At 31.3% G+C, this 3,605-nt stretch carries 4 protein-coding genes; all 4 read right to left on the bottom strand.

The window, feature by feature from the left end:
* Positions 1-41: 41 nt before the first annotated feature.
* Genes frhB through frhA form a run of 4 tightly spaced genes read right to left on the bottom strand, consistent with a single transcriptional unit; the run spans position 42 to position 3,478 of the window.
* Positions 42-938, bottom strand: coding sequence for a coenzyme F420 hydrogenase subunit beta (gene frhB / locus A9758_RS01215; protein WP_011406881.1), 897 nt, complete (start codon positions 936-938; stop codon positions 42-44).
* A gap of 14 nt (positions 939-952) precedes the next feature.
* Entirely contained in the window at positions 953-1,723 is a 771-nt protein-coding gene (frhG, locus tag A9758_RS01210; protein WP_011406880.1) for a coenzyme F420 hydrogenase subunit gamma, read from the bottom strand.
* Positions 1,724-1,769: 46 nt separating this feature from the next.
* Positions 1,770-2,243 (bottom strand): coenzyme F420-reducing hydrogenase, FrhD protein, encoded by a 474-nt coding sequence (frhD, locus tag A9758_RS01205; RefSeq protein WP_011406879.1) that lies wholly within the window; start codon positions 2,241-2,243, stop codon positions 1,770-1,772.
* Positions 2,244-2,257: 14 nt separating this feature from the next.
* Complete coding sequence (gene frhA / locus A9758_RS01200) at positions 2,258-3,478, bottom strand: coenzyme F420 hydrogenase subunit alpha (protein ID WP_011406878.1); 1,221 nt, start codon at positions 3,476-3,478, stop codon at positions 2,258-2,260.
* Positions 3,479-3,605 lie beyond the last annotated feature (127 nt).

Genomic DNA, 3,605 nt, shown 5'->3' with positions numbered 1-3,605 from the left:
AATAAGTATAAAAAAATAAAAAAATATATAGGGTAAAAAGATTACCTATTTTCAAGAGGATCATTTTTATCTTTTGAATGGGTAAATGGCATATTAAGACCATAATCAATCTGTTTATCAATACGTTTTTGGTGTTTTTTCTTTTTATTAGTAGATAATTTTCTAAGCATTTCTAAACCAAATTTACCTTCATTAGTTTCTGTTGTTTCAAGAACACCTTCTTTAATAGCTTTATCAATTAAAGAAGCTCCTTTATCGGTACGTTTAATAATAGTAGACCATCCAGGTTTTGCTCCAACAGACCCACAAGATAAATCAGACAACTCAGCAACATAATCCATACAATAATTACATCCCGCCTGTTCATAACCATGCGTTTCTTTAAGAGGAATCTTACCTTCACCACCAGTATGGGTTATAAATAACTTACCTTTAGTAATGTTCATTTTTGTAACTTGTGATGGTGTAACACCGACTTTATCATTGATGAAAGTTTTTAAAGATTCATATGGGAAGTTTTCCATACAATAAATACCAATGGATAGGGCTATTTTATCAACAACATTTCTAACACCAAGAGGATAAGTTTGCATTTTACGTAATCCCATAACTTGACAAGGTGTTCCAACAGTTCCAATCTTTTCAAGACCATATTCACGTGTTGCTTCTTTTATAACCGAAAGGTTAGGACACATGGTATATTTAGTTCCAGCACCTTTTAAAATTTCTTTTTTTGTTGTAGCAACAAGAGGTTCTGGTTTCCATGGTTCATCTCCAGGTCCAGCAACAATAGTACCATCAATAATATTTTCTTCTAATGCATAGATAAGAATTGCAGATACAATTCCACCATCTTGAGCTTTACTTAAAACTTTGTTGTCTGCAGCTTTTGCTGTTATAATTTCTTGATGTGGTCCAAGAACTGAATCTTGTATCATAATTTATTTCCTCCTTAATATCCTATTTCTTTTTTCATTTGGTCTATTGGTAACCAACTACGTGTACATTGATAGTAACATAAACCACATTTTACACATCTATCACAATTAAATAATGGTCTTCCATCTTTCATACTCATGGCACGAGTAGGGCATGTTGCAGCACAAGCTCCACAACCTATACATAATGAGTGATTTAAAACTTTTTTCTGTAAATCACAGCCACATACTTCCTTATTGGATGCAAAATCCATAAATGGTTTAAGATAATCCATATCATTGTTTATTGCAGCAAGTAAAATTTTCTTTATTATATCGGGTGATGGAGGACATCCAGGCACTGCAAGATCTACTTTCACAATGTTTTGTAGAGCTAAAAATGATGAATGTTGTGGTTGTGCTTGTTGTCCACCTTTAGCATATACTGTAAAACCACCAGTTGCAGCACAAGATCCAAGTGCAACTAATAATTTAGATTTACTTCTTGCTTCTTTTAATTCTTTTAGTGAATGTTTATCTTCTAAACACACAGATCCTTCAATGAGAACAAGATCCATCTCAGGCATTTCCCAAACATCTACTAATGTTTGTCCATAAACAATATCTACTGCTTCAAGTAAATCTGCAAAATCATCATAATTTTCAGTAAAAGACATTAAATCTCCAGTACATCCAGATAAATGAATATAACCTATTTTTAATTTATCACCTGATTTTTTAGTTTGTGGAGCTTCAATCTTTTTTTCATTTTCACTTTTTAATAAATTCTTAAGTTTTTCAAACAAGATACTCACCTTTTTTTATTGTTTTATCTCCCTTTGTAGTATATAATCATTTTAACATTTTATTAAGTAATTTAATAGTAATTTCAACAGCTTCAGGGATACTTGCATTTAATGTTTCTGTTAACTCTAAATCCATATCTTGTGGAACATTTTCTGGTTGACATCCCACAATTTGAATGTTGATTCTATCTTCTAAATCATGTAATGGGTATGTAGCCGATATACCATGTATATCCATGTATCTATCTTCTTCTTTCACCTGATTTAAATTTAAAACTTCAATAGTGCCTGGTTTTTTGTTTAATAATGCAATGTCTATGATTATAATATTTTTCCATTTGTCTTGAGGTAATGTAAAAATATAATGAGGAGCACTAGTTCCACCATCAATTAAACAAGTATCTCCAGGTATTTCAACATTATTTTCTTTCATATATTCAATAACCTTTGGACCAAAACCATCGTCTCCAAAGAGAATATTTCCACAGCCTACTATTAAATTTTCATGATTATATGACATAATATACCTTCAAATTATAATTGAACCATATCATCCTTTAATACTTCTTTAGTTTCATCATCTTTAACAATCATATGTGTAGCACATGATAAACATGGGTCGTATGCTCTTATTACATGTGGAGCATATTCATGATGGAATCCTTCAGTAGCAAGTCCCATTGTTGGAATATTCCATGTTGTAGGTACAATTGCATTATAATAACTGATGTATCCTTCTGGAGATATTTTTGCTGAATGAATATTTGTTCCTCTTGGACCTTCAATTACTCCTACACCTAAACGATTTGTTCCTTCTAATGTGTAATCTGCCATTACTTGTGCAGATGTATCAAGTTTATCAACTAATTCAAGTATTTTTTCAGCAGAATTTATCATTTCTTGTGCACGTGCAAGATGTTGTGCTTTAACTCCTACTTCTTTAAATTTACGGAATTTTGATGCTCTTGCTCTAGGTCCTGTTTCTACAACATTTCCTTTATATAATGGAATTTGTGAACATGCTCTTTCTCCAATATCTGGAAGATCATACCAAGAACTTGGTAATATTTCTTCTATTTCATTAATAGAAAGATTATTTTTTGAACCATATGTATTATCTGAAGCAAATACAGGTTGATTATGTGCTCCTAGTTTGTCTGGGAAATCTTTATCTTCTATTAGTCCAGCCATTGTTTCCACATGTTCTTCTAGAAGTTTCATCATCCCACTGATTCTTGTTTTAATTTTATTTTTTGTATTTTTTGTTATGTTATGTGCCATACCACCAATTCTAATATCAGATGGATGAATTCCTTCTCCTCCAACTGTATCTTCAACATATTGAGCATTTTTTCTTATTGTTGATATGTTTTTAACAACTTCTTTATACTGGTTATCTGGTACAAAGTCGGGAGCTACTAAAAAGTGGTGTATTGCATGACTATTTATCATATGTGCATTAAGACACATTTCTCTTAAAATACGTCCTGCTTGGGGTACTTCTATTTTTAGGGAATCATCAATTGCTTCAACTGATGCTAATGTATGTGTTACTGGACATACTCCACATATTCTTTGAACAAGTACTGGAGCAGTTTCTGGTCTTTTTCCAATAACCATTTTTTCTATTCCTCGTACAGGTGTAATACTAAAGTAACGTCCTGTTGTTACTATTCCGTTCTCATCAACTTCCATTGATAATTCTGCATGTCCCTCTTGACGACTTGTCGGGGATATTACTATAGTTTCACTCAAACTAAATCACCTATTCTCTTTATTAATTAAATATGAAACAACATTTTCTTCTATTTTTATATTAAAAAATAGCCTTTAATTCTATTTTATTTTGAATATAAATAGATTATATTGTTTTTTATTTTAT

The organism is Methanosphaera sp. A6 (assembly GCF_001729395.1).
Lineage (GTDB): Archaea > Methanobacteriota > Methanobacteria > Methanobacteriales > Methanobacteriaceae > Methanosphaera > Methanosphaera stadtmanae.
This window is presented reverse-complemented; position numbering and strand designations above follow the sequence as displayed.